The organism is Pseudomonas sp. Pseusp16 (assembly GCF_047324915.1).
Classification (GTDB): Bacteria; Pseudomonadota; Gammaproteobacteria; order Pseudomonadales; family Pseudomonadaceae; genus Aquipseudomonas; species Aquipseudomonas fluorescens_CD.
The window spans coordinates 3,839,883-3,862,400 of the sequence record NZ_CP168522.1 but is presented as its reverse complement, the minus strand read 5'-3'; the positions used below and the strand labels follow the sequence as shown (position 1 = coordinate 3,862,400).

The window sequence follows — 22,518 nt, the reverse complement described above, 5'->3', positions numbered from 1 at the left end:
TGAAAAATCCATTCGCGGATTTAGCCGGTCTTGAGCCGTTACCCAAGACCAAAAATTAAAGTTGCTCTCTGATGACTACTGCAGAACGAAATAATCGTAGCGCATCGACACGGTGACCTCGAACGGCTCAGCCTGCTCGATCACAGCTGCACGGCGCTCGGCACTGGCGCGCCAGCCGTGAGGCGTCATGGCCAGCAGATTCGCCCGGTCCTGACCGCTTGCCAGCGTCAGTTTGTATTCCAGGGTTTCGCTGTGCTCAAGCACCATGCCTTCGGGCACCAGGGCCAGATGCTTGTCGTCGGTGTATTCGCGAACTTCGTCGTACAGCCGTTCACGCAGTTCCATCAGGTGGCCGCTGGTCGGCCCGACTTTCATCAGGCCGCCGCCGACGCTGAGCAGGCGTTTGGCCTCTTCCCAATCCAGCGGGCTGAAGACGCTCGCCAGGAATTGGCAGCTGCCGGAAGCCAACGGCACCCGCGCCATGCTGGCGATCAACCAGGTGAGCTTTGGGTTGCGTTTGCAGGCGCGCTTGACCGCTTCGCGGGAAATGTCCAGCGCGTAGCCGTCAGCATCCGGCAAGGCCTCGGCGATCTGCGCGGTGTAGTAACCCTCGCCACAACCGATATCGACCCAACGTTGCGGCGCATAACCTGCCGCCAGCTCCGCCAGGCGCCTGGCCACCGGGGCATAGTGCCCGGCGTTGAGGAAGTCGCGGCGGGCTTCGACCATCGCCTGGTTATCCCCAGGGTCGCGGCTGTTCTTGTGTTGCACCGGCAACAGGTTCAAGTAACCCTGGCGCGCACGGTCGAAGCGATGCCCGGCGGGGCAGACCACGCCGTTGTCCACCGCGTTCAGCGGTTCACTGCAGATCGGACACGCCAGCATCAGGCGAGCAACTTGATCAGGGTCTGGTAGTAGATCTCGGTCAACACGTCGAGATCGGCCGCCAGCACACGTTCGTTGACCTGGTGGATGGTCGCGTTGACCGGGCCCAGTTCAACAACCTGGGTGCCCATGGTTGCGATGAAGCGGCCGTCGGAGGTGCCACCGCTGGTGGACGCCTTGGTTTCACGACCGGTGATGTCCTTGATGCTCGACGACACCGCGTCCAGCAGTGCGCCCGGTTCGGTGAGGAACGGCAGGCCGGACAGGGCCCAGTCGATGTGCCAGTCCAGGTCATGCTTGTCGAGGATGTCGGCCACGCGCTTTTGCAGGCCTTCAACGGTGGACTCGGTGGAGAAGCGGAAGTTGAACACCGCCACCAGGTCGCCCGGGATCACGTTGGTCGCCCCGGTGCCGGAGTTGACGTTGGAGATCTGGAAACTGGTCGGCGGGAAGAAGTCGTTACCGTGGTCCCAGTGCTCGGCAGCCAGTTCGGCCAGGGCCGGGGCCGCGAGGTGGATCGGGTTCTTCGCCAGGTGCGGGTAGGCCACGTGGCCTTGCACGCCGCGCACGGTCAGCTTGGCGCCGAGGGAGCCGCGACGGCCGTTCTTGACCACGTCACCCACCAGGGTGGTGCTCGACGGTTCGCCGACGATGCACCAGTCCAGGCGTTCCTTGCGCGCGGCGAGGCGTTCGACCACTGCCTTGGTGCCGTGATGCGCCGGGCCTTCTTCGTCGCTGGTGATCAGGAACGCGACTTTGCCCTTGTGATTTGGGTAGTCGGCGACAAAACGCTCGGAGGCGACGGTCATGGCGGCGAGGCTGCCTTTCATGTCGGCGGCGCCACGGCCGCAGAGCATGCCGTGTTCGTCGATCAGCGCGTTGAACGGTTCGATCTGCCAGGCCGACACCGGGCCGGTCGGAACCACGTCGGTGTGGCCGGCGAAGCACAGCACCGGACCGTCGTCCTGGCCGTGGGTGGCCCAGAAGTTATCCACATCTTCGATGCGCATCGGTTCCAGAGTGAAACCGGCATCGCCCAGGCGTTGCATCATCTGCTTCTGGCAATCGGCGTCGATCGGCGTCACGGACGGACGGCGGATCAGGTCGATGGCGAGTTGAAGGGTCGGCGAAAGGTCGGCGTGGGCCGTCATGGAAAACTCCGGAAATCATGAATGTGGGCGCGGACTAACTGTGGGAGCGGGCTTGCTCGCGAATGCGGTGTGTCAGCAAACATAAATGTTGATTGTTACAACGCATTCGCGAGCAAGCCCGCTCCCACAGGAGATTGACCGTCAATAAGACCGTACATCACGCCAAGCCCCGCAAAATGGCGGTTATCTTAAAGCAAAACGGCGACCATTGGCCGCCGTTTAGTGCATCCGCAGAGATTTAGACGACAGGTGCCGTTTCAGGTTCGGCGATCGGTTTCGGCAGCGACGACAGGAACGCCATGATCAGTGCCGCGACGTACGGCAGCGACTGTACCAGCAACATGGTGACCCAGAAGCGCATGTCGTTGCTCGGCAGGCCCTGCACCAGGAAGATCCCCAGCGCCGCGCCCCACAACAGCAGCATGATGAACATCTCTTCCCGAGCTTCCGAAATCGCTACCCAGAAACCGTGGTTATCGGCGTTTTTCGGCGTGCGGAAGAACGGAATGCTGCTGGTGAAGAAACCGTACAGCACCGCTTTGGCGATGGTATGGGACAACGCCAGACCGGCCAGTGCCGCGCAGAAGGCATCCTTCAGGTTGACCCCGACCGCACGACGGTAGAGGAAGATGATTTTGGCGACCTTGAACACAAACAGTGCCAACGGCGGGATCGCGAAAATCAGCAGCGGTGGATCGACCCGGTGCGGCACGATGATCATGGCCGCCGACCACAACAGTGCGCCGACGGTGAAGAAGATGTTCATGCCGTCCGCCACCCACGGCAACCAGCCCGCGAGGAAGTGATAACGCTGGCCACGGGTCAGCTCGGTGTCCTTGCCGCGCAGCAGGGCGGCGGTATGGCGCTTGATGATCTGAATCGCTCCGTAGGCCCAGCGGAAACGCTGTTTCTTGAAGTCGATAAAGGTATCGGGCATCAGGCCCTTGCCGTAGCTGGAGTGGTAATACGCCGCCGACAGGCCTTTCTCGAATACCCGCAGTCCCAGTTCGGCGTCTTCACAGATGCACCAGTCGGCCCAGCCCAGTTCCTCGAGCACCGAGCGGCGGGTCATGGTCATGGTGCCGTGCTGGATGATCGCGTCGCGGTCGTTGCGGGTGACCATGCCGATATGGAAGAAGCCTTTGTATTCTGCGTAGCAGAGCTTCTTGAAGGTGCTTTCGTTCTGGTCGCGGTAATCCTGCGGCGACTGCACCACGGCGATTTTCGGGTCGGCGAAGTGCGGCACCATGTGCTTGAGCCAGTTGCGGTCGACGCAGTAGTCCGAGTCGATCACGGCAATGACTTCGGCATCCTTGGCGGTGTGCGGAATCAGGTAGTTCAGCGCGCCGCCCTTGAAGCCGGCCAGCGGTGCCACGTGGAAGAACTTGAAACGCGGGCCGAGGGTTGCGCAGTAGTCACGCACCGGTTCCCACACCGCCGGGTCCTTGGTGTTGTTGTCGATGATCAGGACTTCGAAGTCCGGATAGTCGAGGTTGGCCAGGGCGTTGAGGGTCTGTTTGACCATCTCCGGCGGCTCGTTATAGCAGGGTACGTGAATCGACACTTTCGGGCGGTAGCTGGAATCGCCCACCACCGGCAGGAATTCGCGACGTCGCTTGTGCACCCACACCGCTTCGGCCAGTTCGTGGGCTTCGGTCAGCAGCACGATAAACACCCCGAGCGCACCGAGGGCGAGCAAGAAGCCCACCGTCAAGCTGAACCAGGTGCTGTATTGCTGGCTGTAGTCGTAACCGATCCACACCAGCACCGAACCGCACAGGAACGCGATGAAGGTCAGGAAGGTACGGCCACGCTGACGCAGGGCCGAGCCGTCGATCATCAGCAGGGTCAGCGACAACAGTGCCAATACCACCGAACCAATGGCCAACACGCGCCACTGCGGAATCGCCACGACCGGGCCTTCGAAGTTGAACTTCTGCTGGCGTGCGGCGTTGAACACGCCCCAGTAGGCGCCGACGGAGCCTTCGTCACTGGCTTTCCACGGCTGGTCGAACGCTTCGATCACGAAGTAGTTGAAGCCCTGGCGGTTGAGCTTGTTGACCAGGGTTCGCAGGTAAATCGCCTGGTCCGCCGGTGAGGCATCGGCGCCACCGCGCATGCGGCCGTTGCTCGGCCAGCCCACTTCGGACAGCAGCAGCGGCTTTTTCGGGAACATCTTTTTCAGATCGCGGGCGCGGTCGAGGACGAACTGTCCGGCCTTGTCCATCGGGATGAATTCCCAGTAAGGCAGGATGTGCGCGGCGATCAGGTCGACGTGTTTGGCCAGTTCCGGGTGTTCTTCCCAGACGTGCCACTGCTCGGACGTCGTCACTGGCACTTTCACGGCGGCGCGCACGCGATCCAGCATGACGCTGAGTTCCTTGGCGGTAATTTCCTTGCGGAAGATCGCTTCGTTGCCGACCACCACACGAACCACGCTGCGTGAGGAGTTGGCGATTTCGATGGCACGGGTAATTTCCCGTTCGTTGCGTTCCTGGTCCGGGCTGATCCAGATCCCCAGGGTCACCCGCAAGCCGAATTCTTCCGCCAGTTTCGGGATGTCTTGCAGGGTGCCATCGACCGAGTAGATGCGGATGTTGTCCGTCAGCTTGCTCATGATTTCCAGGTCGCGACGCATCTCATCGTCGGTCGGATACTGTTCCTTCTGTGGGAATTGTCCTTGCTGGAACGGTGAGTAGGAGAAACCGGAGATCTGCTCCGGCCAGTTGGGGGCGGTGACCGGGCGATTGATCAGCGCCCAGAAGCCGGTAAACAAGGCTGCGATGGCGAGCACCACGACCAGGTTGAGTCCAAATTTACGCGATGACATGGTTATTTCGGGTTCCAAAGGCTGTGGAACGAGGGGACGGTCGGCGGCCGTAAAGGGGCGCGCATCCTACACCGGCAGTTCACTGAACGTATATCGGACAGGGAAATGCCTGACGTTGGGCAGTTAACTTTCACATAAGTTCTTACACTTGTAGCTTGAAGCTTAAAACTTAGTGCTGCGAAGCCCTATACTGCGCGCCGGTTTTTGGGGTAATGGTCATGAGTACAGAAGATCCGCGGTTTGCAGGCATCGCCCGTTTGTATGGCATCGAAGGCCTTGAGCGCCTGCGTGCGGCCCATGTGGCGATCGTTGGCGTCGGTGGTGTCGGTTCCTGGGCGGCGGAAGCCATGGCGCGCTGTGGCGTGGGCGAGATTTCGCTGTTCGACCTGGACGACGTCTGCGTCAGCAACGCCAACCGTCAACTGCATGCGCTGGACAGCACGGTGGGCAAGCCCAAGGTCGAGGTGATGGCCGAGCGTCTGCGTGGGATCAACCCGGACTGTACGGTGCACGCGGTGCCTGACTTCGTTACCCGCGACACCATGGCCGAGTACATCACGCCGAACATCGACTGCGTGATCGACTGCATCGATAGCGTCAACGCCAAGGCTGCGCTGATCGCCTGGTGCAAACGTCGCAAGATCCAGATCATCACCACTGGCGGCGCGGGCGGGCAGATCGACCCGACGTTGATCCAGGTCTGCGACCTGAACCGCACGTTCAACGACCCGCTGGCGTCGAAAGTGCGCTCCACGCTACGCCGTGATTACGGCTTCTCCCGCACCGTGACCCGCCACTACAGCGTGCCGTGCGTGTTTTCCACCGAGCAACTGCGCTACCCGAAACCGGACGGCAGCATTTGCCTGCAGAAGAGTTTTGTCGGCGATGGCGTGAAACTCGACTGCGCGGGCGGGTTTGGCGCAGTGATGATGGTGACGGCGACCTTCGGCATGGTCGCGGCAACCAAGGCGGTGGACAAGATCGTGGCCGGCGTGCGGCGGCCAGCGGATCGGGTCAAGCCTCAGGTTTGAGTGTTGCTGTTGATGGCCCCTTCGCGAGCAAGCCCGCTCCCACATTGGATTTCGGTCGTACACAAAAACTGTATTCACTGAAGATCAAATGTGGGAGCGGGCTTGCTCGCGAAGGCGATCAACCTGCCAGCTCATTCATCCGCTGAAGCACCGCATTCAAGCCATTGCTGCGGGATTCGGACAACTGGCGCCCCAACCCCAACTGATTGAACCAGTCCGCCAGATCCACCTGCTGCAACTCAGCCGCCGACAGCCCGTTGACCCGCGCCAGCAGCAACGCCACCAACCCGCGAATCAGGCGTGCATCGCTGTTGGCGCTGAATTGCCAATGGCCATCACGCAATTCGCCCACCAGCCACACCTGGCTTTCACAGCCGTGCACCCGGTTGGCGTCGCACATCTGCGCGTCACTCAACGCTGGCAGACGCTCGCCCCATTGCATCAGCAGGCGTGCGCGTTGTTCCCAGCCGGCGGCTTTCTGAAAGGTGTCGAGTGCCGTCACGGCATCGGCAGGCAGGTTCATCGCAGCAACTCCAGCGCCTGGTCCAGGGCTTCAAAGAACCGCTCAATGTCTTCGGAATCGTTGTACAGCGCTAACGACACCCGAATCGCCCCGGCCAGTTCGAAGCGTTTGAGCAGCGGCATCGCGCAGTGATGGCCGGCGCGCACCGCGATCCCTTGTTCGGTCAGCAAATGCGCGAGATCGGAGTTATGCACACCCTCGACGGTAAAACTGGCCAGTGCCACTTGCGGCCTGGCCAACAGGCGAATGCCATTGCGCGCCTCAAGGCCCTTGAGCAGGCAGGCATGCAGCGCCGCTTCATGGGCGGACACGGCGTCCTGATCGAGCCCGGCGAGGTAATCCAGGGTCGCTCCAAGGCCGATCACACTGGCGATCGGTGGCGTCCCGGCCTCGAAACCCAGCGGTGCCGGGCGAAAACGAGCGTCGTGATAATTGGCATCCAGCACCATTTCGCCGCCGAACTGCCAGGGGCGCAGCTGTTGCAGCGCTGTATGACGCCCGAACAGCACGCCCAGGCCATCGGGGCCGTAGAGCTTGTGGCTGGAGAACACATAAAAATCGCAGCCCAGCGCTTGTACGTCGTGGCGGCCATGGACCACGCCCTGGGCGCCGTCGATCACGGTCAGTGCGTTGTGCGCCTTGGCCAGCGCCAGCAATTGCGGCAGCGGCTGCCACGCGCCAATCACGTTGGACAGTTGACTGACCGCCAACAGCCGTGTGCGCGAGCCGATCAGGCCGGCAGCGGCTTCAAGGTCGATCACACCGTCGACATCCAGCGGCAGGATCACCAGTTTCAGGTCGCGGCGGTGCGCCAGTTGCTGCCAGGGCAAGAGGTTGGCGTGATGCTCCAGGGCGCTGACGACAATCTCGTCGCCCGGATTGAAAAGATGTTCCAGGCCGTAGGCCAGGAGATTCAGCGCGGACGTCGCGCCGTGGGTAAAGATGATCTGACCGCAATCGCCCGTATTGAGCCATTGCGCGACTTTGCGGCGGCTGTCCTCGAAGGCTTGGGTGGCGTGAGCGCCGGGCAAGTGTTGCGCCCGATGCACGTTGGCCGCGCCGTTGGCGTAGTAATGCGCCAGGGCATCCAGCAGGGCTTGAGGTTTTTGCGTGGTGGCGGCGTTGTCCAGATAGGTCTGGCCTTGCCGTTGCAGGGCGGCGATGGCCGGAAAATCGGCGCGCCAGGGAGAGAGAATCATCATGTTTTTCGCCTGTACGCCTGACCCCTGTAGGAGCGAGCTTGCTCGCGATGGACGCCTGGACGACACGGGCTGTCTGATGCCGCGCGTTATCGTTGACGTCCATCGCGAGCAAGCTCGCTCCTACAGAGGTGCGGGTGGTCGTGTGGCTTAGTTGTGAGCGTGCAGCGCTTCGTTCAGTTCGATGGCCGATTTGTGGGTTTTGCATTCCACGGCGCCGGTCTCCGAATTGCGACGGAACAGCAGGTCTGGCTGGCCGGCCAGTTCACGGGCCTTGACCACTTTGACCAGCTGATTGTTTTCGTCCAGCAGCGCCACTTTGGTGCCGGCGGTCACGTACAGGCCCGACTCGACGGTGTTGCGGTCGCCCAACGGGATACCGATACCGGCGTTGGCGCCGATCAGGCAGCCTTCGCCGACCTTGATCACAATGTTGCCGCCGCCCGACAGGGTGCCCATGGTCGAGCAGCCGCCGCCCAGGTCCGAACCCTTGCCGACGAATACGCCAGCGGATACGCGGCCTTCGATCATGCCCGGGCCTTCGGTGCCGGCGTTGAAGTTGATGAAACCTTCGTGCATCACGGTGGTGCCTTCACCCACGTAAGCGCCCAGGCGCAGACGCGCGGCGTCAGCGATACGCACGCCGGCCGGAACCACGTAGTCGGTCATTTTCGGGAACTTGTCCACCGAGAACACTTCCAGCAGCTCGCCGCGCAGGCGGGCTTCGAGTTGCAGCTCGGCCAGTTCGCTCAGGTCGACGGCGCCCTGGCTGGTCCAGGCCACGTTCGGCAGCAGCGGGAAGATCCCGGCCAGGTTCAGGCCATGTGGCTTGACCAGGCGATGGCTCAGCAGGTGCAGCTTGAGGTAGGCCTCAGGGGTGGACGACAACTGGGCGTCTTCAGCCAGCAAGGTGGCAACCAGCGGCTTGTGGCTCTCGGCCAGGCGGGTCAGCAGCTTGCCTTGTACCGCGTCGATGCCTTTCACGGCTTCAGCCAGTTGCGCGGCCTGCGCGGTGGTGAAGGTGATGGCCTGGTTGCCTTCGCTGTAACCGAGGATCGGCGCAATGGCAGCGACCAGTTCGGCGGACGGGTTGAGCAGCGGCTGGGCGTAGAACACTTCCAGCCATGCGCCTTGACGGTTTTGAGTGCCGACACCAAAGGCCAGGCTGAACAGGGTAGTGGACATGTTGATACCTCTAGCAAATTGAAACGGGCTGCTTACTTGAGCGCGGCCGCGTAGATATCTGGCTTGAAGCCAATCAGGGTTCGTTCACCGAGATCAAGCACCGGGCGCTTGATCATCGAGGGTTGTGCGAGCATCAGTTCGATGGCTTTCGTCTGGTCGAGATCGGCTTTGCGTTCGTCGTCGAGCTTGCGAAAGGTCGTGCCTGCACGGTTCAACACCACTTCCCAGCCGTGCTCGTTGCACCATTGGGTCAGGTGTTCACGGTCGATACCGACCGCTTTGTAATCATGAAAGTCATAACTGACAGCGTGTTCATCGAGCCAGGTGCGCGCCTTTTTCATGGTGTCGCAGGCTTTGATGCCGAAAAGGTGCAACGTTTTGCTTGAAACGGTCAAGGAATTGCCCCCTTTGCAGGTGCCGTAAATAAAAGGTGACGGATTATGCCATGGCCGGACGGTTTCGCGGCGGCTGTGGTCGGGTTTGTATTTGTGTCATGCCATTAAACCTTTGTAGGAGCGAGCTCGCTCGCGATGGTCGTTAACGATATCGCTAAGTACCTGTCACCCCGCGTTGCTCTCGGGTTCATCGCGAGCAAGCTCGCTCCTACAGGGATTGTGGTGTTTCTGGATGTTCAGGCGTGCGACATTGGTGCAAGGGTCAGCAGACAGTCTAAGCGTCTAATATGGCACTTCAATGCTGTCGACTGTCCGGGAACCACGCTTTATGCAAACCGCTTACACCGTCCTGATTCTGTTGATGCTGGTCGGCGTTTCGCGCCTGATTGGACGGGTGATTCCGCTGCCATTGCCTTTGGTGCAAATTGCCGCGGGGGCCTTGCTTGCCTGGCCAACGCTCGGGCTGCATGTGGCGCTGGACCCCGAACTGTTCCTGTTCCTGTTCCTGCCGCCGCTGTTGTTCTCCGACGGCTGGCGCATGCCCAAGCGCGAATTCTGGCGTCTGCGCGGACCGATCCTGACCCTGGCGGTGGGGCTGGTGCTGTTTACCGTGGTCGGCGCCGGGTATTTCATTCACTGGCTGCTGCCCGGTGTGCCGTTGCCGGTGGCGTTTGCCCTGGCGGCCGTGCTGTCGCCGACAGATGCGGTGGCGGTGTCGGCCATCTCCCGCAACAGACTGCCCACACCCTTGATGCACATCTTGCAGGGTGAGGCGCTGATGAACGATGCCTCGGGCCTGGTGACGTTCAAGTTTGCGCTGGTGGCAGCGGTGACCGGTGTGTTCTCGCTGGCCAATGCCAGCCTGACATTCATGCTGGTCGCCGTCGGTGGTCTGGCCGTCGGGGTGGCCTTGAGCTGGCTGGTCGGCCGCCTGCGGGCGTGGATGATCGCGCGCGGCTGGGATGATCCGGCGACGCACGTGGTGTTCATGTTGCTGCTGCCGTTTGCGGCCTACGTGCTGGCCGAGCGCATGGAAGTGTCGGGCATCCTGTCGGCGGTGGCGGCGGGGATGATGCAGAGCTGGCTCGATCTGCTGCCGCGCCAGACCAACACCCGCTTGCTCAATCGCAGCGTCTGGTCATTGCTGGAGTTTGCCTTTAATGGCTTGATTTTTCTGCTGTTGGGCCTGCAGTTGCCGGATATCATCAAGGCTGTGGCCAGTCACGAACCTTCGTTGTGGCCGACACTGCTCTATCGCTGCTTCGACGTTCTGGCGATTTTTCTGGTGCTGCTGGTGTTGCGGTTTGTCTGGGTACAAAGCATCTGGCGTCTGTCCATTTTTGTGCGGCGCTGGCGCGGCAAGGATGAAATAACACGGGTGCCGAGCGCGCGTTCATGCTGGCTGCTGACTGTCGCAGGCGTGCGTGGCGCCGTGACCTTGGCCGGTGTGATGTCGGTACCGATGCTCATGGGGGGCAGCGCCTTTCCCGAACGCGACCTGCTGATATTCATTGCCGCCGGGGTGATTTTGTTGTCGTTGATTGCCGCGTGCATTGCCTTGCCGTTGCTGCTGCGTGGTATCGAGAAAAGCCCGGACGACAAACGCCGCAATGAAGTGCGCGACGCCTGGCGCAAGACCGCCGAAGCGGCCATTCATGCGCTCGAGGCAGAAGAGGCCAACCCACAGGACGCCGCCCAATCCGCGCTGGCCGCCGAACTCAAGGCGCGGATCATGTCGGAGTACAGGCATCAGCTGGAGGTGTTCAACGATTCTGCTGAAGCCCAGGCCCTGGCCTTTCAGATGGACTTGCTGGAGCGGCGTTTGCGCTTGAAGGCGCTGCGGGCGCAGCGCCTGGAGTTGTATAGCCTCAGTCGTCAGCACCAGATAGGTGATGACGTGTTGCGTGAAGTGCTGGGTGAGCTTGATTTGAGTGAGGCCAAGCTGGGCCAGGTGAAGTAAACCTGGCCGTCACCGGACGGGGGGTTATTTGCGGCGCTGGATGAAATCGCGAATCCGCTCGGCGGCTTCAACGCACTCCGCCAACGGCGCAACCAATGCCATCCGCACACACCCGGCCCCCGGATTGACGCCATCGACATCACGCGAGAGGTAAGAGCCCGGCACCACGGTCACATGCTCCTGTTCGAACAGATCGCGGCAGAACGCTGCGTCGTCACCGGCCACATTCGGCCACAGGTAGAAGCTGCCATCCGGACGCTGCACGTCCAGCACCGGGCTGAGGATCTCCAGTACTGCATCGAACTTCTCTCGGTACAACGCACGGTTGGCGCGCACATGCACTTCGTCGTTCCACGCGGCAACACTGGCCAGTTGCGTCTGAACCGGCATCGCGCAGCCGTGGTAGGTGCGATAGAGCAGGAAGCCCTTGAGGATGTCGGCGTCACCGGCGACAAAACCCGAACGCAGGCCTGGCAGGTTCGAACGCTTGGACAGGCTGTGGAACACCACGCAGCGCTTGAAGTCCTTGCGGCCCAGCTCCGCGCAGGCGCTGAGCAGGCCTGGTGGCGGGGTTTGCTCGTCGAAGTAGAGTTCGCTATAGCACTCATCGGCGGCGATCACGAAGTCGTACTCGTCGGCCAGTGCGATCAGCTTTTTCAGGGTTTCCACCGGAATCAATGCGCCGGTCGGGTTGCCTGGCGAGCACAGGAACAGGATCTGGCAGCGTTTCCAGATGTCCGGCGACACGGCATCGAAATCCGGGTTGAAACCGTTTTCGTCCAGGCACGGCAGATAGTGCGGCTTGGCGCCGGCGAGGAACGCCGCGCCTTCGTAGATCTGGTAGAACGGGTTCGGGCTGACCACCAGAGCGTCATCGCCACGGTTGACCACGGTCTGGGTAAAGGCGAACAGCGCTTCGCGGGTGCCGTTGACCGGCAGCACGTTGCGCGCCGGGTCGATCCAGCCTTTGGGGACATCGAAGCGCCGCTCGCACCATGCCGCGATGGCTTCACGCAGGGCCGGAATGCCGAGGGTGGTCGGGTACACCGCCATCTGATCCAGGTTGCTGGCCAGGGCTTCGGCGACGAAGCTTGGCGAACGGTGTTTCGGCTCGCCGATGGACAGGGCGATAGGGCGTTTGTCCGGATTGGGCGTGACACTGCCGAGCAGGGCGCGGAGTTTCTCGAACGGGTAGGGCTGCAGCTGGGTCAGAGCGTTGTTCATCGATAAATCTCGTTCGGTGTTGGAGCGGCGCTGGTCCCTGTAGGAGCGAGCTTGCTCGCGATGGTCGTCAACGATAACGCGTTCTTGCCAGGATAACGCGGTGTATTTGAGTTCATCGCGAGCAGGCTCGCCCCTACATAAGGGCGGGCCGTTGTTGATTCAGATGCTGATGCGCGACAGTTTGATATCCGGTTCCTGGTTGACGCTCAGTTGTTCGACGATCGCATCCTGCAGGCGGCTACACAGCAGCGGGTCGGACAACGGCAGATTGTTGGCGTCGGTGATGAAGAACACGTCTTCCACGCGCTCGCCGAGGGTGGCGATCTTGGCATTTTGCAGTGACAGATCGAACTCCAGGAAAATCGTCCCAATCCGCGCCAGCAGGCCCGGGCGGTCAGGCGCCGTGAGTTCCAGCACCGTCACCTGGCGCTGGGCGTCGTTGTGGATCGTCACTTGTGGCGCAAAGGCGAAATGCTTGAGCTGACGGGGCACCCGGCGCTGGATGATGGTCGGGTAGTCGTCCGGGTTGCGCAGGGCTTCGGTCAGGCCGTCGCGGATTTGCTTGATCCGTGCCGGGTTATCGCCAATCGAGTCGCCGTCGGTGTCGAGCACGATATAGGTGTCGAGGGTGAACTGGCTGCTGGAGGTGATGACCCGGGCGTCGTGAATGTTCAGGTTGAGCTGGTCCATCGCAGCCACGGTCACGGCAAAGAAGTCGTGCTGGTCGGGGGCGTAGATGAAGATCTGTGTTCCGCCTTCGAACTCGCGCTGGGTGGTTTCCTTGATCAGTACCAGTGGCCCGCCGTCGGCCGGTTGCTGGAGGATCGCGTCGCTGTGCCAGGCCACATCGCCGGCGGTGTGACGCAGGAAATAGTCGTCACCCAATTGCGCCCACAGTTGCTCGACATCGTCCGGGTCGGTGCCGCCGCGCACCAGGATATCCAGGGCCGCGCTTTGGGTCTGGCGGATCTGCTCTTCGCGATCCACCGGGTTCTCCAGGCCACGACGCAGCGCGCGCTTGGTCTCGGTGTAGAGCTGGCGCAGCAGGCTGGCGCGCCAGGAGTTCCACAGCGTCGGGTTGGTGGCGTTGATGTCGGCGACGGTCAGCACATACAGGTAGTCGAGGCGGGTTTCGTCGCCGACGATCTGTGCGAAATCGTGGATCACCTGCGGGTCGGACAGGTCCTTGCGCTGGGCAGTTGTCGACATCACAAGGTGGTTTTGCACCAGCCACACGATCAGGCGGCTGTCCCATGTGGGCAGTTGATGGCGCTGGCAAAAGGCCTCGGCATCCACGGCGCCGATGTCCGAGTGATCGCCATGCCGGCCCTTGCCGATGTCGTGGTACAGGCCGGCCATGTAAATCAGCTCTGGCTTGGGCAGCTTGCCCATGAGCTTGCTGGCCAGCGGGAATTTTTCCGACACCTTGGTGTACTGCAACTTACGCAGGTGCTTGATCAGGTTCAGGGTGTGGGCATCGACCGTATAGATGTGGAACAGGTCATGTTGCATTTGTCCGACGATAAAGCCGAATTCGGGCAGGTAACGCCCAAGGATGCCGTAACGGTTCATCCGCCGCAGATTGCGGTGGATGCCGATCTTGCACTTGAACAGCTCGATGAACAGGCTGGTGTTGCGAATATCGTTGCGGAAGTCGTCGTCGATCAGGTGGCGGTTTTCCCGCAGCAGACGAATGGTGTCGGCGCGCACGCCCTTGATTTCCGGCTGCTGGGCCATCAGCACGAATATTTCGAGCATGGCGAACGGCGTGCGGCGGAAGACGTTGTCGTTGCGTGCTTCGATGTAGCCGTCATGCAACTGGAAGCGCGAGTTGATCGGTTGTGGTGGCGCTTCGTCTTCCGGTGCGAGGATGACTTCCTCGAAGTGCTGGATGATCAGGTCGCTGAGCTGGGCGATGCTCATCACCACCCGGTAATACTGCTGCATGAAGTTTTCGACGGCTTGCTTGGCGTCGTCGCCCTTGAAGCCCAGCAGCCCGGCAATGGTGCGCTGGTGATCGAACAGCAGGCGGTCTTCGGCACGACCGGCGAGCATGTGCAGGGCATAACGAACCTTCCACAGGAACTCCTGGGAAGAGGCGAGCAGGGCGTTTTCACTCTCGACCAGGAATCCTTCACCAGCCAGTGCCCGCAGGTTCAGGGTGCCGTACTCGCGACGGGCCACCCAGAGAATCGTCTGGATATCCCGCAAGCCGCCGGGAGAGCCTTTGACGTTGGGTTCCAGGTTGTATTCGGTGTCGTTGTACTTGTGGTGGCGGGCCTTTTGTTCGGCACGCTTGGCCAGGAAGAAGTCCTTGCTCGGCCACATGTGCGCGGTGCTGGTGACGTCCAGCATGCGCTGGCGCAAATGCTCGGGGCCGGCGATGGTGCGGCTTTCCATCAGGTTGGTGACGACCGTCAGGTCGGCGCGGGCCTCGACGGCGCACTCGTCGACCGAGCGAACGCTCTGGCCGACCTCCAGGCCGATGTCCCACAACAGCGTCAGAAAACGCTCTATGGAATCGCGGAAAACTTCGTGGTCGGCGCTGTCCAGCAGGATCAGCAAGTCGATATCGGAATAAGGGTGCAATTCGCCGCGGCCGTAGCCACCGACCGCGACCAGTGCAATGCCGGCTTCGGAACTCAAGCTGAACTGGTTCCACGCCTTTTGCAGGATGTTATCGACAAACCAGGCGCGATCCTCAATCAGCCGGCGAATGTCCCGGCCGCTGCGAAAACGCTCGTCGAGCACCTCGCGGGCCTGGCGGATCGCCTTCTTGAAGGCCGCGATCGGGCTTGCCTTCAGGGCCAGTTCAGCTTGGAACTGGCCGCGATCGAAGAGTTCGGGATCCACCTGCGGCATCGATTGGCTTTCCTTTCTATAGGCGATGTACGGTAACGGGATCAGGCCGAAACGCGAGGGATGGTGTCATCGCTGCGCAGGGTGAAGATCTCGTAACCGGTTTCGGTCACCAGCAGGGTGTGTTCCCACTGTGCCGAGAGCTTGCGGTCCTTGGTGATCGCGGTCCAGCCGTCGCCCAGTACCTTGGTGTCGGCCTTGCCCTGGTTGATCATCGGCTCGATGGTGAAGGTCATGCCGGCCTTGAGTTCCATGCCGGTGCCAGCGCGGCCGTAGTGCAGGATCTGCGGCTCTTCGTGGAACACCTTGCCGATGCCGTGACCGCAGAATTCGCGAACCACCGAGAAACCGTTCTTTTCAGCGTGCTTCTGGATGATTTCGCCGATGTCGCCCAGGCGGCAGCCAGGCTTGACGATTTCAATCGCCTTGTACATGCATTCCTGGGTCACCTGGGACAGGCGCTCGGCCCAGACCGGCACGTTGCCGACATGGAACATGCGGCTGGTATCGCCGTGGTAGCCGTCCTTGATGACGGTGACGTCGATGTTCAGGGTGTCGCCATCCTTCAACGGCTTGTCGTTCGGGATGCCGTGGCAGACCACATGGTTGATCGACGTGCAGATCGACTTTGGATAGCCCTTGTAGTTGAGCGGGGCAGGGATGGCTTTCTGCTCATTGACGATATAGTCGTGACAGATCTGGTTCAGTTGATCGGTGGTAACGCCCGGTTTGACATATTCGGCAATCATTTCCAGCACATCGGCGGCCAGTTTGCCGGCGATACGCATCTTGGCGATATCCTCGGGGGTTTTGAGGGTGACGGTCATACAGGCTCTCTCTGCGCTCGATGGCGCTTTCCAAACGAAAAGGGCATTGCGCGATCGATCTTCGCAGCCCTGAAAAATGCGATTCTACCAGACGATCAGCGCAAATCTGCGCCTGTGTGCATCGCTTCTCTTTATAGAATGGTGCATTCTTGGCGGATTCCAAGGGGTGGAGCAAAGTGCCCGCCAGGATTTCAGAATCCGGGTTCCGTTTTGCCCTGCCTTGTGGTATAAAATGCGCCGCTTTCCGGGGATGTCCCGAAAAGCCTAAATCCACACACGTGTCGACACGATGACCTGGGTGCCTTCAGCTGATGCTGCTGGTTGGTCATTGGGATACGTGGAGGCCAAACCCGACTTATTAAGGAACTATCATGTCCCAAGTCAACATGCGCGATATGCTGAAGGCCGGTGTGCACTTCGGTCACCAGACCCGTTACTGGAACCCGAAAATGGGCAAGTACATTTTCGGCGCGCGTAACAAGATCCACATCATCAACCTTGAAAAAACCCTGCCAATGTTCAACGAAGCTCTGACTTTCGTAGAGCGTCTGGCCCAGGGCAAAAACAAGATTCTGTTCGTCGGCACCAAGCGTTCCGCTGGCAAGATCGTTGCTGAAGAAGCAGCACGTTGCGGTTCGCCGTACGTCGATCACCGCTGGTTGGGCGGCATGCTGACCAACTTCAAAACCATCCGTGCTTCCATCAAGCGTCTGCGTGACCTTGAAGTTCAAGCCGAAGACGGTACTTTCGCCAAGCTGACCAAGAAAGAAGCGCTGATGCGCACTCGTGACCTGGAAAAGCTGGATCGTTCCCTGGGTGGTATCAAGGACATGGGCGGTCTGCCAGACGCTCTGTTCGTTATCGACGTTGATCACGAGCGCATCGCGATCACCGAAGCCAACAAGCTGGGCATCCCGGTTATCGGCGTAGTCGATACCAACAGCAGCCCGGAAGGCGTTGACTACATCATCCCAGGCAACGATGACGCAATCCGCGCTATCCAGCTGTACATGGGTTCGATGGCTGACGCTGTAATCCGCGGTCGCAACAACGTTGCCGGCGGCACCGAAGTATTCGTTGACGAAGCTCCGGTAGCAGCAGCTGAGTAATTGACGCCTTGGCGTTGACTCAGTAAGCAAAAAGGGGGCTTGGCCCCCTTTTTGCCACCTCGAAAACCATTTGTCGGCGCCCACTGCTCTATCTGTAACGTGCGGCAGCTAACAAGGGTGGTTCGGGAAGAATTGATCGCCCGTTCGATCGGGTGGAATGGTTGAAAACCTATCCAAGAGGATTTTGAAATGGCAGAGATTACTGCAGCGTTGGTCAAAGAACTGCGCGAGCGTACCGGCGAAGGCATGATGGACTGCAAAAAGGCCTTGACCAAGGCTGGCGGCGACATCGAGAAAGCCATTGATGACATGCGTGCTTCGGGCGCCATCAAGGCTGCCAAGAAAGCCGGCAACGTTGCCGCTGAAGGCGCAATCGCCATCAAGGCCGACGACAAGTCCGCCGTACTGCTGGAAGTGAACTCGCAGACCGACTTCCTGGCCCTGCAAGACGACTTCAAAAACTTCGTAGCTGAAAGCGTTGAGCAAGCCTTCGCCGAGAAGCTGACTGACGCAGCTCCGCTGATCGCTTCTCGTGAATCGGCTCGTGAAGCCCTGGTGGCCAAAGTTGGCGAAAACGTCAACATCCGTCGCCTGGTTCGCGTTGAAGGTGACGTCGTTGGTACCTACCTGCACGGTAACAAGATCGGCGTTGCTGTTGTCCTGAAGGGCGGCGACGTCCAACTGGCCAAAGAAATCGCCATGCACGTAGCAGCCAGCAACCCTGAGTTCCTGCTGCCATCGCAGGTTTCTGCCGAAGCCATCGAGCGCGAGAAAGCTGTATTCCTGCAGCTGAACGAAGACAAGATGAAAGGCAAGCCTGCTGAAATCGTCGAGAAGATGATTGCCGGCCGTATCACCAAGTTCCTGGCTGAAGCCAGCCTGGTTGAGCAAGCTTTCGTGATGAACCCGGAACTCACCGTGGGTGCCCTGGCCAAGAAAGCCGGCGCTGAAATCGTTTCCTTCACCTACTTCAAAGTCGGCGAAGGCATCGAGAAGCCAGTGGACAACTTCGCAGAAGAAGTTGCTGCCCAGCTGGCTGCCGCCAAGCAATAAGACGGTTTTTAACTGTCGCCCAGAAGAGGCTGCCCGCTCACGCGCGCAGCCTCTTTTCAGATGGGGCACCAATTTTTAATTGGTTTCCTTTTGGAACTGGCTTACAAAGCCATGTTCCGATGGCGCTGAAGCAGCGCCAAGCTAGATTGAACAGCCAGCTGTAAACAGCTCGCAAAGAATTTTTAAAATACGCCGCAGGAGAGATTCGCAATGGCTCAGCAGGGCAGTGGTTATCAGGCTCGCTATAAACGCATTCTACTCAAGCTTAGCGGCGAGGCCCTGATGGGCTCGGAGGAGTTCGGGATCGACCCGAAAGTTCTGGATCGCATGGCATTGGAAGTTGGCCAGCTGGTCGGCATCGGTGTTCAGGTCGGTCTGGTTATCGGTGGTGGCAACCTGTTCCGCGGTGAAGCGCTGAGCAAGGCTGGCATGGACCGGGTCACGGGCGACCACATGGGCATGCTGGCCACTGTGATGAATGCCCTGGCCATGCGCGACGCCCTTGAGCGCGCCAACATCTCGGCCATCGTGATGTCCGCTATTTCCATGGTTGGCGTGACCGATCACTATGATCGCCGCAAGGCCATGCGCCACTTGAACTCCAAGGACGTGGTGATTTTCGCGGCCGGTACCGGCAACCCGTTCTTTACGACGGATTCGGCTGCCTGCCTGCGTGCAATCGAAATCGATGCCGATGTCGTGCTCAAGGCGACCAAGGTCGATGGCGTCTACACCGCTGACCCGTTCAAAGACCCGCATGCCGAGAAGTTCGATCATCTGACCTACGATGAAGTGCTGGATCGCAAGCTGGGTGTGATGGATCTGACGGCCATTTGCCTGTGCCGCGACCATAAAATGCCGCTACGCGTATTTAACATGAACAAGCCCGGCGCCCTGCTGAACATCGTGCATGGCGGCGCTGAAGGAACCCTGATCGAGGAAGGCGAACAATGATCAACGAAATCAAGAAAGACGCTAAAGAGCGCATGCAGAAGTCTGTGGAGTCCCTGTCGCACAACTTCGGCCGCATTCGTACCGGCCAGGCGCACCCGAGCATCCTGGAAGGCGTGATGGTGCCGTACTACGGCGCTGACACCCCGATCAAGCAAGTGGCCAACATCACCGTCAAGGACGCCCGTACCCTGCAAGTCGTTGCCTTCGAGCGCAACATGCTCGGCGCAGTCGACAAGGCTATCGGCAGTGCGGGTCTGAACTTGAACCCGACCAACCTCGGCGAGCTGCTGTTGATCAGCATGCCGGCCCTGACCGAAGAAACCCGCCGTGGTTTCACCAAGCAGGCCCGTGACGTGGCAGAAGACGCTCGTGTTGCCGTGCGCAACATCCGTCGCGATGCCAACAGCTCGTTGAAAGATCTGGTCAAGGAAAAAGAGATCAGTGAAGACGAAGAGCGTCGCGCCACTGGCGAGATCGACGATCTGACCAAGAAGTTCGTGGCTGAAATCGACGCGAAGCTGGCAGAGAAAGAAAAAGACCTGATGGCCGTATAAGGGTCGCGTTTTCATGGAAAAGACTAAGCAGACTGCACCGTCCGCGGTGCCGCGCCATGTCGCGATCATCATGGATGGTAACAATCGCTGGGCGAAAAAGCGCTTTATGCCGGGTGTCGCCGGGCATAAAGCGGGTGTGGATGCGGTGCGTGCGGTCATTGAAGTCTGCGCCGAGGCCAAGGTCGAAGTGCTGACCCTGTTCGCCTTTTCCAGCGAGAACTGGCAGCGTCCGGCCGATGAGGTCAGCGCCTTGATGGATCTGTTCTTCAAGGCGCTACGTCGTGAGGCCAAGCGCCTCAACGACAACAACATCAGCCTGCGCATCATTGGTGACCGCTCGCGCTTTCATCCCGAGCTGCAGGCTGCCATGCGCGAAGCTGAAGCCATGACCGTTGGCGCCAATCGTTTTATCCTGCAGATCGCCGCCAATTACGGCGGTCAGTGGGATATCGCACAAGCTGCGCAACGACTGGCGCGAGAGGTTCAGGCCGGACACTTGCGTCCGGAAGACATCACGCCTGATCTGCTGCAGACCTGCCTGGTCACGGGTGACCTGCCGCTGCCGGACCTGTGTATCCGTACCGGTGGCGAGCACCGCATCAGCAACTTCCTGCTCTGGCAGCTGGCCTATGCCGAGTTGTATTTCTCCGACCTGTTCTGGCCGGACTTCAAACACGATGCCATGCGCAATGCGCTGGCTGATTTCGCTTCCCGCCAGCGCCGCTTCGGTAAAACGAGCGAGCAGGTCGAGGCTGGAGCCCGGGTTTAATGCTTAAACAACGAATCATCACCGCGCTGATCCTGCTGCCGATTGCCCTGTGCGGGTTTTTCCTGCTTGAAGGTTCCGGTTTTGCACTGTTCATCGGGCTGGTCGTAACCCTTGGTGCCTGGGAATGGGCTCGACTGGCGGGTTTCGCCGGTCAAGCGTTCCGCGTTGGCTATGCCGCCGTGGTCGCTTTGATGCTGTTCCTCATGTACATCCTGCCCGGCCTCGCGCCTTGGGTGTTGGGTGCTTCGGTATTGTGGTGGGCGGTGGCGACGTATCTGGTGCTGACCTATCCGCGTTCGAGCGAGCATTGGTCCAATGCGGCGACCAGGCTGGTGATCGGCCTGTTGATTCTCCTGCCGGCGTGGCAAGGTCTGGTGCAGATCAAGCAATACCCGCTGGGTAACTTGCTGATCCTGGCGGTGATGGTGTTGGTCTGGGGTGCCGATATTGGTGCCTACTTCTCCGGTCGTGCTTTCGGCAAGCGCAAGCTCGCACCGCAGGTCAGTCCGGGCAAAAGCTGGGAAGGCGTGTACGGTGGGCTGGCGCTGAGTCTGGTCATTACCACATTCGTTGGCCTGGTGCGCGACTGGACGGTGGCCGAACTGTTCAAAGGGCTGATCGGTGCCGCGCTGATCGTGTTCATTTCGGTGGTGGGCGATCTCACTGAAAGCATGTTCAAGCGCCAGTCCGGGATCAAGGACAGCAGCAGCCTGCTTCCGGGTCACGGTGGCGTGCTGGATCGTATCGACAGCCTGACGGCAGCGATTCCGGTGTTCGCCGTACTGTTGTGGATGGCGGCACCATGAGCCGCCCGCAACAGATTACCGTTCTGGGTGCGACCGGCTCGATTGGCTTGAGTACGCTCGACGTCATCGCTCGCCATCCTGATCGTTATCAGGTCTTTGCATTGAGTGGCTTCACTCGCTTGAGTGAGTTGCTGGCGCTCTGCGTGCGCCATGTCCCGCGGTTCGCTGTCGTGCCTGAGGTCGCTGCTGCCCGCACCTTGCAGGATGATTTGCGCGCGGCGGGTCTTTCGACCCGTGTTCTGGTGGGTGAGGAGGGTTTGTGTCAGGTCGCTTCCGATCCGGAAGTCGATACGGTCATGGCGGCCATCGTCGGTGCAGCGGGGTTGCGCCCGACACTGGCGGCAGTCGAGGCTGGCAAAAAGATCCTCCTGGCCAACAAGGAAGCGTTGGTCATGTCCGGCGCACTGTTCATGCAGGCGGTGCGCAAAAGTGGGTCGGTGTTGCTGCCGATCGATAGCGAGCACAACGCGATTTTCCAGTGCATGCCGCTCGATTATGCCCGTGGCCTTGAGGCGGTCGGTGTGCGTCGGATCTTGCTCACGGCTTCCGGAGGTCCGTTCCGGCAGACGCCAATGGCTGAACTGGCGCATGTTTCACCTGATCAGGCGTGCGCGCATCCGAACTGGTCCATGGGGCGAAAAATCTCCGTTGACTCGGCCAGCATGATGAACAAGGGGCTTGAGTTGATCGAAGCCTGCTGGCTGTTCGATGCCAGGCCGGCGCAGGTCGAGGTGGTGATTCACCCGCAAAGTGTGATCCATTCGTTGGTCGACTATGTCGATGGTTCTGTCCTCGCGCAGCTGGGTAATCCGGACATGCGCACGCCCATCGCCAATGCCCTGGCCTGGCCGGAGCGGATCGACTCGGGTGTGGCGCCTCTGGATCTGTTTGCCATTGCACGGCTGGACTTCGAGGCGCCCGATGAAGAGCGTTTCCCTTGCCTGCGCCTGGCCCGTCAGGCGGCCGAGGCGGGTAACAGCGCACCGGCGATGCTTAATGCGGCGAATGAAGTGGCAGTGGCGGCATTTCTCGACGAGCGGGTTCGATATCCGGAAATCGCGAGTATCATCGAGGAAGTACTGAATCTTGAGCCCGTAGTGGCAGTGGACGATCTCGATGCAGTGTTCACGGCAGACGCAAAGGCGCGATTGCTGGCCGGACAATGGTTGAGCCGGCACGGGCGGTAAATGCTGCGGATAGTTGA

At 60.4% G+C, this 22,518-nt stretch carries 19 protein-coding genes; 9 read left to right on the top strand and 10 right to left on the bottom strand.

Features of this window, described 5'->3' with window-relative positions; translation table 11 throughout:
• Window positions 1-75: 75 nt before the first annotated feature.
• The 3 genes from ACEN8Q_RS17675 to ACEN8Q_RS17665 form a co-directional block, all read right to left on the bottom strand.
• On the bottom strand, window positions 76-885 hold the full coding sequence (locus ACEN8Q_RS17675) for a putative RNA methyltransferase (RefSeq protein WP_413426544.1): 810 nt from the start codon (window positions 883-885) through the stop codon (window positions 76-78).
• Window positions 885-2,036, bottom strand: a complete 1,152-nt coding sequence (gene dapE / locus ACEN8Q_RS17670) for a succinyl-diaminopimelate desuccinylase (RefSeq protein ID WP_413426546.1) — start codon at window positions 2,034-2,036, stop codon at window positions 885-887. Before dapE ends, ACEN8Q_RS17675 begins: the two co-directional genes overlap by 1 nt.
• A 238-nt stretch (window positions 2,037-2,274) precedes the next feature.
• Window positions 2,275-4,866, bottom strand: a complete 2,592-nt coding sequence (locus ACEN8Q_RS17665; protein ID WP_413426548.1) for a glycosyltransferase — start codon at window positions 4,864-4,866, stop codon at window positions 2,275-2,277.
• A gap of 212 nt (window positions 4,867-5,078) precedes the next feature.
• Here ACEN8Q_RS17665 and tcdA point away from each other — a divergent pair, with 212 nt between their 5' ends.
• On the top strand, window positions 5,079-5,897 hold the full coding sequence (gene tcdA, locus ACEN8Q_RS17660) for a tRNA cyclic N6-threonylcarbamoyladenosine(37) synthase TcdA (protein ID WP_413426550.1): 819 nt from the start codon (window positions 5,079-5,081) through the stop codon (window positions 5,895-5,897).
• 118 nt (window positions 5,898-6,015) lie between these two features.
• Here tcdA and ACEN8Q_RS17655 read toward each other — a convergent pair whose 3' ends face one another.
• The 4 genes from ACEN8Q_RS17655 to ACEN8Q_RS17640 all read right to left on the bottom strand — a co-directional run bounded on the left by ACEN8Q_RS17655 (window position 6,016) and on the right by ACEN8Q_RS17640 (window position 9,199).
• On the bottom strand, window positions 6,016-6,420 hold the full coding sequence (locus ACEN8Q_RS17655) for a SufE family protein (RefSeq protein WP_413426552.1): 405 nt from the start codon (window positions 6,418-6,420) through the stop codon (window positions 6,016-6,018).
• Complete coding sequence (locus ACEN8Q_RS17650) at window positions 6,417-7,622, bottom strand: aminotransferase class V-fold PLP-dependent enzyme (protein WP_413426554.1); 1,206 nt, start codon at window positions 7,620-7,622, stop codon at window positions 6,417-6,419. The genes ACEN8Q_RS17655 and ACEN8Q_RS17650 overlap by 4 nt, the downstream gene beginning before the upstream one ends.
• A 147-nt stretch (window positions 7,623-7,769) precedes the next feature.
• On the bottom strand, window positions 7,770-8,804 hold the full coding sequence (gene dapD / locus ACEN8Q_RS17645; RefSeq protein ID WP_008019559.1) for a 2,3,4,5-tetrahydropyridine-2,6-dicarboxylate N-succinyltransferase: 1,035 nt from the start codon (window positions 8,802-8,804) through the stop codon (window positions 7,770-7,772).
• A 32-nt stretch (window positions 8,805-8,836) separates the two neighbouring features.
• A complete protein-coding gene (locus tag ACEN8Q_RS17640) occupies window positions 8,837-9,199 on the bottom strand; it encodes an ArsC family reductase (protein WP_413426556.1) in 363 nt (120 codons plus the stop codon).
• Window positions 9,200-9,527: 328 nt separating this feature from the next.
• Between ACEN8Q_RS17640 and ACEN8Q_RS17635 the strand changes: the two genes are divergently transcribed.
• Complete coding sequence (locus ACEN8Q_RS17635; protein ID WP_413426558.1) at window positions 9,528-11,159, top strand: Na+/H+ antiporter; 1,632 nt, start codon at window positions 9,528-9,530, stop codon at window positions 11,157-11,159.
• A 24-nt stretch (window positions 11,160-11,183) separates the two neighbouring features.
• Here ACEN8Q_RS17635 and dapC read toward each other — a convergent pair whose 3' ends face one another.
• The 3 genes from dapC to map form a co-directional block, all read right to left on the bottom strand.
• Window positions 11,184-12,383 (bottom strand): succinyldiaminopimelate transaminase, encoded by a 1,200-nt coding sequence (gene dapC / locus ACEN8Q_RS17630; protein ID WP_413703491.1) that lies wholly within the window; start codon window positions 12,381-12,383, stop codon window positions 11,184-11,186.
• Between the two features lie 159 nt (window positions 12,384-12,542).
• Window positions 12,543-15,245, bottom strand: coding sequence for a [protein-PII] uridylyltransferase (locus ACEN8Q_RS17625; RefSeq protein WP_413426562.1), 2,703 nt, complete (start codon window positions 15,243-15,245; stop codon window positions 12,543-12,545).
• 41 nt (window positions 15,246-15,286) lie between these two features.
• Entirely contained in the window at window positions 15,287-16,069 is a 783-nt protein-coding gene (map, locus tag ACEN8Q_RS17620; protein ID WP_008000050.1) for a type I methionyl aminopeptidase, read from the bottom strand.
• 371 nt (window positions 16,070-16,440) lie between these two features.
• Here map and rpsB point away from each other — a divergent pair, with 371 nt between their 5' ends.
• From rpsB to ispC, 7 genes are all read left to right on the top strand, one after another.
• Window positions 16,441-17,178: a 30S ribosomal protein S2 gene (gene rpsB, locus ACEN8Q_RS17615; RefSeq protein ID WP_008019554.1), complete on the top strand. Its 738-nt coding sequence runs from the start codon at window positions 16,441-16,443 to the stop codon at window positions 17,176-17,178.
• 189 nt (window positions 17,179-17,367) lie between these two features.
• Entirely contained in the window at window positions 17,368-18,231 is an 864-nt protein-coding gene (tsf, locus tag ACEN8Q_RS17610) for a translation elongation factor Ts (protein WP_413426564.1), read from the top strand.
• Between the two features lie 210 nt (window positions 18,232-18,441).
• Window positions 18,442-19,185, top strand: coding sequence for a UMP kinase (pyrH, locus tag ACEN8Q_RS17605; protein ID WP_008000043.1), 744 nt, complete (start codon window positions 18,442-18,444; stop codon window positions 19,183-19,185).
• A complete protein-coding gene (gene frr, locus ACEN8Q_RS17600) occupies window positions 19,182-19,739 on the top strand; it encodes a ribosome recycling factor (protein ID WP_008019552.1) in 558 nt (185 codons plus the stop codon). Before pyrH ends, frr begins: the two co-directional genes overlap by 4 nt.
• Before the next feature lie 13 nt (window positions 19,740-19,752).
• The gene (gene uppS / locus ACEN8Q_RS17595) at window positions 19,753-20,508 is read left to right on the top strand and encodes a polyprenyl diphosphate synthase (RefSeq protein WP_413426567.1); all 756 of its coding nucleotides are present in this window, start codon (window positions 19,753-19,755) and stop codon (window positions 20,506-20,508) included.
• Complete coding sequence (locus ACEN8Q_RS17590) at window positions 20,508-21,314, top strand: phosphatidate cytidylyltransferase (RefSeq protein WP_413426569.1); 807 nt, start codon at window positions 20,508-20,510, stop codon at window positions 21,312-21,314. The genes uppS and ACEN8Q_RS17590 overlap by 1 nt, the downstream gene beginning before the upstream one ends.
• Complete coding sequence (gene ispC / locus ACEN8Q_RS17585; protein ID WP_413426571.1) at window positions 21,311-22,501, top strand: 1-deoxy-D-xylulose-5-phosphate reductoisomerase; 1,191 nt, start codon at window positions 21,311-21,313, stop codon at window positions 22,499-22,501. The genes ACEN8Q_RS17590 and ispC overlap by 4 nt, the downstream gene beginning before the upstream one ends.
• Window positions 22,502-22,518: the final 17 nt, after the last annotated feature.

What these genes read in the sequence shown, in the direction of transcription:
- ACEN8Q_RS17675 (WP_413426544.1), bottom strand. Translation starts at nt 885, where the DNA reads ATGCTGGCGTGTCCGATCTGCAGTGAACCGCTGAACGCGGTGGACAAC.
- dapE (WP_413426546.1), bottom strand. Translation starts at nt 2,036, where the DNA reads ATGACGGCCCACGCCGACCTTTCGCCGACCCTTCAACTCGCCATCGAC.
- ACEN8Q_RS17665 (WP_413426548.1), bottom strand. Translation starts at nt 4,866, where the DNA reads ATGTCATCGCGTAAATTTGGACTCAACCTGGTCGTGGTGCTCGCCATC.
- tcdA (WP_413426550.1), top strand. Translation starts at nt 5,079, where the DNA reads ATGGTCATGAGTACAGAAGATCCGCGGTTTGCAGGCATCGCCCGTTTG.
- ACEN8Q_RS17655 (WP_413426552.1), bottom strand. Translation starts at nt 6,420, where the DNA reads ATGAACCTGCCTGCCGATGCCGTGACGGCACTCGACACCTTTCAGAAA.
- ACEN8Q_RS17650 (WP_413426554.1), bottom strand. Translation starts at nt 7,622, where the DNA reads ATGATGATTCTCTCTCCCTGGCGCGCCGATTTTCCGGCCATCGCCGCC.
- dapD (WP_008019559.1), bottom strand. Translation starts at nt 8,804, where the DNA reads ATGTCCACTACCCTGTTCAGCCTGGCCTTTGGTGTCGGCACTCAAAAC.
- ACEN8Q_RS17635 (WP_413426558.1), top strand. Translation starts at nt 9,528, where the DNA reads ATGCAAACCGCTTACACCGTCCTGATTCTGTTGATGCTGGTCGGCGTT.
- dapC (WP_413703491.1), bottom strand. Translation starts at nt 12,383, where the DNA reads ATGAACAACGCTCTGACCCAGCTGCAGCCCTACCCGTTCGAGAAACTC.
- ACEN8Q_RS17625 (WP_413426562.1), bottom strand. Translation starts at nt 15,245, where the DNA reads ATGCCGCAGGTGGATCCCGAACTCTTCGATCGCGGCCAGTTCCAAGCT.
- map (WP_008000050.1), bottom strand. Translation starts at nt 16,069, where the DNA reads ATGACCGTCACCCTCAAAACCCCCGAGGATATCGCCAAGATGCGTATC.
- rpsB (WP_008019554.1), top strand. Translation starts at nt 16,441, where the DNA reads ATGTCCCAAGTCAACATGCGCGATATGCTGAAGGCCGGTGTGCACTTC.
- tsf (WP_413426564.1), top strand. Translation starts at nt 17,368, where the DNA reads ATGGCAGAGATTACTGCAGCGTTGGTCAAAGAACTGCGCGAGCGTACC.
- pyrH (WP_008000043.1), top strand. Translation starts at nt 18,442, where the DNA reads ATGGCTCAGCAGGGCAGTGGTTATCAGGCTCGCTATAAACGCATTCTA.
- frr (WP_008019552.1), top strand. Translation starts at nt 19,182, where the DNA reads ATGATCAACGAAATCAAGAAAGACGCTAAAGAGCGCATGCAGAAGTCT.
- uppS (WP_413426567.1), top strand. Translation starts at nt 19,753, where the DNA reads ATGGAAAAGACTAAGCAGACTGCACCGTCCGCGGTGCCGCGCCATGTC.
- ACEN8Q_RS17590 (WP_413426569.1), top strand. Translation starts at nt 20,508, where the DNA reads ATGCTTAAACAACGAATCATCACCGCGCTGATCCTGCTGCCGATTGCC.
- ispC (WP_413426571.1), top strand. Translation starts at nt 21,311, where the DNA reads ATGAGCCGCCCGCAACAGATTACCGTTCTGGGTGCGACCGGCTCGATT.